This window comes from Streptomyces durocortorensis (assembly GCF_016901035.1).
In the GTDB taxonomy this organism is placed as follows: domain Bacteria; phylum Actinomycetota; class Actinomycetes; order Streptomycetales; family Streptomycetaceae; genus Streptomyces; species Streptomyces durocortorensis.
The window spans coordinates 1-6,169 of sequence record NZ_JAFEUF010000335.1; the positions used below are offsets into that span (position 1 = coordinate 1).

The 6,169-nt window shown below is 71.2% G+C and carries 5 protein-coding genes; 4 read left to right on the forward strand and 1 reads right to left on the reverse strand.

Translation table 11 applies throughout. From position 1 onward, the window contains the following. Positions 1 to 240 precede the first annotated feature (240 nt). Complete coding sequence (locus JS521_RS32995; RefSeq protein ID WP_205086574.1) at positions 241 to 1,080, reverse strand: GntR family transcriptional regulator; 840 nt, start codon at positions 1,078 to 1,080, stop codon at positions 241 to 243. A gap of 280 nt (positions 1,081 to 1,360) precedes the next feature. On the opposite strand from JS521_RS32995, the gene JS521_RS33000 reads away from it, so the two are divergent. From JS521_RS33000 to JS521_RS33015, 4 genes are all read left to right on the forward strand, one after another. Beyond that, complete coding sequence (locus JS521_RS33000; RefSeq protein WP_205086575.1) at positions 1,361 to 2,629, forward strand: extracellular solute-binding protein; 1,269 nt, start codon at positions 1,361 to 1,363, stop codon at positions 2,627 to 2,629. 48 nt (positions 2,630 to 2,677) lie between these two features. Further along, the gene (locus JS521_RS33005) at positions 2,678 to 3,661 is read left to right on the forward strand and encodes a carbohydrate ABC transporter permease (protein ID WP_205086576.1); all 984 of its coding nucleotides are present in this window, start codon (positions 2,678 to 2,680) and stop codon (positions 3,659 to 3,661) included. After that, complete coding sequence (locus JS521_RS33010) at positions 3,658 to 4,503, forward strand: carbohydrate ABC transporter permease (protein WP_205086577.1); 846 nt, start codon at positions 3,658 to 3,660, stop codon at positions 4,501 to 4,503. Before JS521_RS33005 ends, JS521_RS33010 begins: the two co-directional genes overlap by 4 nt. 57 nt (positions 4,504 to 4,560) lie before the next feature. After that, a partial coding sequence (locus tag JS521_RS33015; protein ID WP_205086578.1) for a beta-N-acetylhexosaminidase occupies positions 4,561 to 6,169 on the forward strand: 1,609 nt, incomplete at its 3' end.

A 6,169-nucleotide genomic window follows, 5' to 3' on the forward strand; every position in this document is an offset into this window, starting at 1 on the left:
GCGGTGGCCAGCAGGCCGCCCAGGAAACCGCGGCGGCCGGGTAGGCCGGGCGCGGGAGCGGGACGGTCGGGCGCGGGGCGTTCGGGGCCGGAGTACGGGTGGGGGGACGGGTTCATGCGAGGCACCTCGGGTGGGGGTCGGCTGCTTCGGATGCGTCCGCCACCCTGGCCCGCCGACGCCCGCACGGCAAGAGGCGCAACATGAGTTGCATGCTCCGCAACGCCCGGAGGTGGTGGCGGATCAGTCGCCCGCCTGGATGTCCCCCCTGGTCGAGGAGGCGATGGCGTCGCCGTGCGCGAAATCGCCGGGCGGGATGCCCGGGTGGTGCCCCTCCCGGTCGGGGGCGACCTCCGCCGCCGGGCCGAGGGCGAGCCGGGAGACGATCCGGTACCGGTCGCCCCGGTAGAGCGAGTGGACGTACTCCACCGGCCGGCCCGTGGTGTCGGAGGTCAGCCGCTCGAAGAGCAGCGCCGGGGACAGCTCCGGAACGTCGAGCAGCCCCGCCTCGGCGCGGGTGACGACGGTGGGCTCGATCGCCTGGACCGCCTCGTGGACGTGCACGCCGTGGGTGGCGCGCAGATGCTCGTACAGATCGCCGCTCTCCAGCTCCTGCGCGCTGAGCCCCGGCACCAGCTCGGCCCGGATGTGCAGGTGCTCGATGGCCATCGGCGCCCCGTCGACCAGCCGCAGCCGTGCCACGTAGACGATCTCGGCGGCGGGCGACATGCGCAGCTTGCGGCCGACCCGGGCCCCCGCCTGGAGGGTGGTGAACTCCAGCAGCCGGCTCGACCAGGCGCCCGCCGCCTGCGGCACGCTCAGCGCGCGGTCCCCGGCGACCAGTTCCTGGGTGATCTTGGCGGGGGCGACGAACATGCCCCGGCCGTGCTCACGCACCAGGAGCCCGGCTGCGACCAGCTCGTCGACCGCCGCGCGCACGGTGGGCCGCGACACGCCGAGTCGGGCGCACAGCGCGCGCTCCGAGGGGATGGCGTCCCCGGGGCTGCGCGACTCGATCAGCTCCAGTACGGCATCGCGGGTGCGCTCCCGTTTGAGCACCGTCCCCGGCACGTTCCCGTCCATGCTCGCCCCTCCCGACGGCTGCGTTTTTCTTACCAGTTGACCACCCCGATGCCTCAACTGGCCTGCTGGTCAGGCGAAGTGTAGCGCTCCCCACGGACGGATCGGTCGCTCACGTTACGCCTAGATCACCAATTTCCCTTTGTACGCAGGGGGTTGACGGTCCCATTGGTCTATGCCACCTTCATCCACCACCGACAGGCAAGCTGTCCAGTGAGCCCAACTGGTCAGGTGGTCAGGCCTCGTCAGGTCCGTCCCATCCGTATCGCTTCCGAGGTGAACCGTGAAGTACCGCTTGCTCGCCGGTGGGTCCGTGTTCGTCCTGACCGCCGCGCTCAGTGCCTGTAGTTCGTCGTCCGGGTCCGACTCCGGTAACGGGGACGGCCGGACGACGGTGGATGTCTGGCTGATGCGCGACAGCGTCTCGGCGCAGTTCCAGAAGGAGTTCACCGCGGACTTCGAGAAGCGCCATCCGACGATCGACGTGAAGATCCAGATCCAGGAGTGGGACGGGATCGGCCAAAAGATCACCGCCGCGCTGGCCAGCAACGACGCCCCCGACGTCATCGAGGCGGGCAACACCCAGGTGGCCCAGTTCGCGGAGAGCGGCGGGCTGCTCGACCTCAGCGACCGCACGGACGAGCTGAACGGCGAGGACTGGCTGAGCGGCCTGGCCGAGCCGGGCTCGTACGAGGGCAAGCAGTACGGGATCCCCTACTACGCGGCGAACCGGGTGGTCATCCACCGCACCGACCTCTTCGGGAAGGCGGGCGTCGACGCGGCGGAGATCAAGACCCGCGAGCAGTGGATCGACGCCACGGCCAAGCTCAACAAGGGCGGCACGCAGGGCATCTACCTGCCCGGACAGATGTGGTACGCGCTGGCCGGCTTCATCTGGGACGAGGGCGGCGACCTCGCGGCCGAGTCCGGCGGCAAGTGGTCCGGCGCGCTCGACACCCCCGAGGCACTGCGCGGCATGGAGTTCTACGAGGAGCTCCAGGCGCTCGGCAAGGGCCCCAAGGACTCCGACGAGGACGACCCGCCGCAGGCCGAGGTGATGGCCCAGGGGCAGGTGGCGCAGGTCATCTCCACCCCGGGTGGGGCCAAGGTCATCGAGGAGAACAACCCCGAGCTGAAGGGAAAGCTCGCCTTCTTCCCGATCCCGGGCAAGACGGCGGACACCCCGGGCGCGGTCTTCACCGGCGGCTCCGACCTGGTCGTGCCGGCCGCCGCGGCCCACCCCGACGAGGCGGTCACCTTCATCAAGGAGCTGACCGGGGACACCTGGCAGAAGAAGCTCGCGGTCGCCATGAGCTACGTGCCGAACCGGACCACGCTGGCCTCCGCCGTGGCCGACGACCCGGGGGCCGCCGCGATGGCAGTCGGCGCGGCCAACGGGCACGCCACGCCCAACACCCCGGGCTGGGCGGCGGTCGAGGCGGAGAACCCGATCAAGGACTACATGACGGCCGTGCTCACCGGCGGCGATCCGGCCAAGGAGGCGGCGAAGGCCTCGCAGGACATCACCCGAGCCATGAAAGCCGGTTCCTGACCCGTCCCGTCCCGTCACGTTCCGAGAACAGCAGGAAGGAGGCGTGCCGTGCCGGTCGTCGACCAACGGACCGCACCGAGCACACCCCGGCGACGCCCCGCCCCGCGCCTCGCCGTACGCAAGGGTCCGTCCCCCCGGGGCAGAGCCCATGGCCTCTGGCCGTACGCCCTGATCGCCCCGGCCGTCGGCGGCATGCTCTATCTCCTGGTCTACCCGCTGGTGCGGGCCGTCCTGATCTCGTTCCAGGACTTCCGGCTGCGCCAACTGATCGCCGGTGACGCGGAGTTCGTCGGCCTGCGGAACTACCGGACGCTGCTGACGGACCCCCGGTTCTGGGAGGTGGTCCGCCGCACCTTCCTGTTCATGGCGATCAACGTCGCCCTGATCATGGTGATCGCCACCCTGGTCGCCCTGATGGTGGAGCGGCTGGGCCGGATCGGGCGGACGGTGGTGCTGTGCTCGCTGGTGCTGGCGTGGGCGATGCCGGTGGTGGCGGCGACCACGGTGTTCCAGTGGCTGTTCCACTCGGAGTTCGGCATCGTCAACTGGTCGCTGACCTCACTCGGTTTCGACTCCTTCGAGCGCTATCCGTGGTTCGCCAACGGGACGGCCGCGTTCGCGATCCTGGTGACGCTGATCGTCTGGCAGTCGGTGCCGTTCGCCGCGATCACCCTGTACTCGGCGCTGACCACCGTGCCGCTGGAGCTGTACGAGTCGGCGCGGCTGGACGGGGCCGGCGCGGGGCGGATCTTCCGCTCGGTCACCTTCCCGATGCTGCGGCCGATCTTCCTTCTGGTGCTGTCGCTGGAGGTGATCTGGACGTTCAAGGCGTTCGTCCAGATCTGGGTGATGACCCGGGGCGGCCCGGGCGACGCCACGACGATCCTGCCGGTCTACGCGGTCCAGACGGCGCTCTCCGGTCAGCGGTACGACCTCGGTTCCGCCGCCTCGATGGTGACCGTGGTCCTGATGTCCGGGGTGCTCCTCCTCTACTTCCGCCAGATGCTCCGCCAGGAGGACGAGACCCGATGAACACCCGCACCGCGCGCCCGCGCCTTCGCCGGCTTCCGCTGAACATCGCCGCCGCCGTGACCGTCGTGGTCTGCCTCTTCCCCGTGTACTGGATGATCTCCACGGCCTTCAAGCCGTCCAAGGACATCCAGTCCACCGATCCGCAGCTCTTCCCGCACACCTGGACCCTGGACCACTTCCAACGGGCCGTGGAGGCGGACGGGTTCGCCCTGTTCTGGCGCAATAGCATCCTGGTCACGCTCGGGGCCGTCCTGCTGGCGCTGCTGGTGGCGCTGGGCGCGGCCTTCGCGGTGGCACGGATGAGATGGAAGGGGCGGCGGCAGTTCATGCTGATGATCTTCATCGCGCAGATGGCGCCCTGGGAGTCGCTGATCATCCCGGTCTACATCATCTCGCGGGACACGAACATGCTGGACCGGCTGCCGACGCTGACGCTCATCTACTTCATGATCACGCTGCCGTTCACGGTGGTGGTGCTGCGCGGCTTCATCGGGACGATCCCGCCGGAGCTGGAGGAGGCCGCGCAGGTAGACGGCTGCACCCGGGCCGGGGCCTTCTGGCGGGTGGCGATGCCGTTGCTGGCGCCGGGGCTGATGGCGACCTCGCTGTTCGGCTTCATCACCGCCTGGAACGAGTTCGCCTACGCCAACTTCCTGATCATCAAGCAGCAGGACAACCGGACGCTGCCGGTCTGGCTGTCGTCCTTCCAGAACACCTTCGGCACCGACTGGGGCGCCACGATGGCCGCCTCCACCCTCTTCGCGCTGCCCGCCCTGGTGATCTTCCTGCTGCTCCAGCGCCATGTCACGTCCGGCTTCGCCGCCGGCGCCGTCAAGGGCTGAGCAACGAAGAACGCCCCGCCGCCACCCGCTGCCTGCGAACCGACCCCGGAGGCCCCTGTGCCCGCATCGCGCCCCGCCCTCTGTCTCCTCCCCCGCCCCAGCAAAGTCTCCTCGCTGGGCGGCCGGCTCACCCTCGACCGGGACACGGCCGTCCGGGCGCTGCCGGGGTCGGAACCGGCGGCGGACCTGCTGCGCTCCCTGGTCGGCCGCCCCGCCGGACTCCCCCTCGCCCCGTCGCCGGACGGCCGGATCGTGCTCGCGCTGCACGACCGGCTCGGCGGCCTCGGCGAGGAGGGGTACGGGCTGACGGTCGCCCCGCAGGCTCTCCAGCTGCGTGCGGCCCACCTCACGGGACTGCTCCGGGGCGTCCAGACGATCCGCCAACTCCTGCCCCCGGAGGCCCTGTCGGGCGGGGCGGCGGGGACCGGGTCCTGGGAGCTGCCCTGCGTCGAGATCACCGACGTACCGGACCGGCCGTGGCGCGGGGCGATGCTGGACGTGGCGCGGCGGTTCCAGCCGATCGGCTTCGTCCGCCGGTACGTGGACCTGATGGCGCTGCACAAGCTGAACGTCCTGCACCTCCACCTCACCGACGACCAGGGCTGGCGGATGCCGGTGGACGCCTACCCCCGGCTGATCTCGGTCGGCTCCCGGCGGGCGAGGTCGCAGAGGGGCCCGACCGGTCCGGACGGGGCGCACTTCGACGCGGTGCCGCACGAAGGGCACTACACCAAGGCGGAGTTGAGCGGCCTGGTGCGGTACGCGGCGGAGCGCGGGATCACCGTCGTACCGGAGATCGAGATGCCCGGCCATGTGCGGGCCGCGCTCGCCGCCTACCCGGAGCTGGGCAACCACCCGGAGCGGCAGCTGGACGTGTGGACCCGCTGGGGGGTGTGCGACACGATCCTCGGCGTGCACGAGGGGGTCTTCGCCTTCTGCCGGACCGTGCTGGACGAGGTGATGGACATCTTCCCGTCGCCGTACATCCACATCGGGGGCGAGGAGTGCCCGACCACGGAGTGGGAGGACAGCCCGGCCGCCCGGGAACGCGCGGCGGCCCTCGGGCTCGCGGGCCCGGCCGAGCTGCACGGCTGGTTCATGGCCCGCATCGGGGCGTTCCTGGTGGAGCGCGGCCGGATCCCGCTCGGCTGGGTCGAGAACGGCGCCGAACTCCCCCCGGAGTTCACGGTGATGACCTGGCGCGACTCCTCCCACGCCCGGGCCGCCGCTCGCCGCGGCCACCAGGTGATCGCCGCACACCACCGGGCGACCTACCTCGACTACGTCCAGTCAGGCGACCCGTCCGAGCCGGTCGCCCAGCCCGGAGCGCCGGTCCCCCTGCACACGGTCCACGGCTACGAACCGGCCCCGCGCGACTGGCCGGAGGCGGAGCGGGCCCGGGTGCTCGGGACGCAGGCGCAGCTGTGGACCGAGTACGCCCGTACCCCCGAGGAGATCGAGTACCTCAGCTTCCCCCGGCTCTGCGCGCTGGCCGACCGTTCCTGGTCCGGCGGGCGCGGCGACTGGCCGGGGTTCGTCGAGCGGCTGCGTCACCACACCGCCCGGCTGGACGCCCTGGGCGTCCGCTACCGCGCACTGGACGCGCACTCGCTCACGACCACCGCCGGCACCACCACCGCCACTTCCGCTTCCCCACCCCCAACCC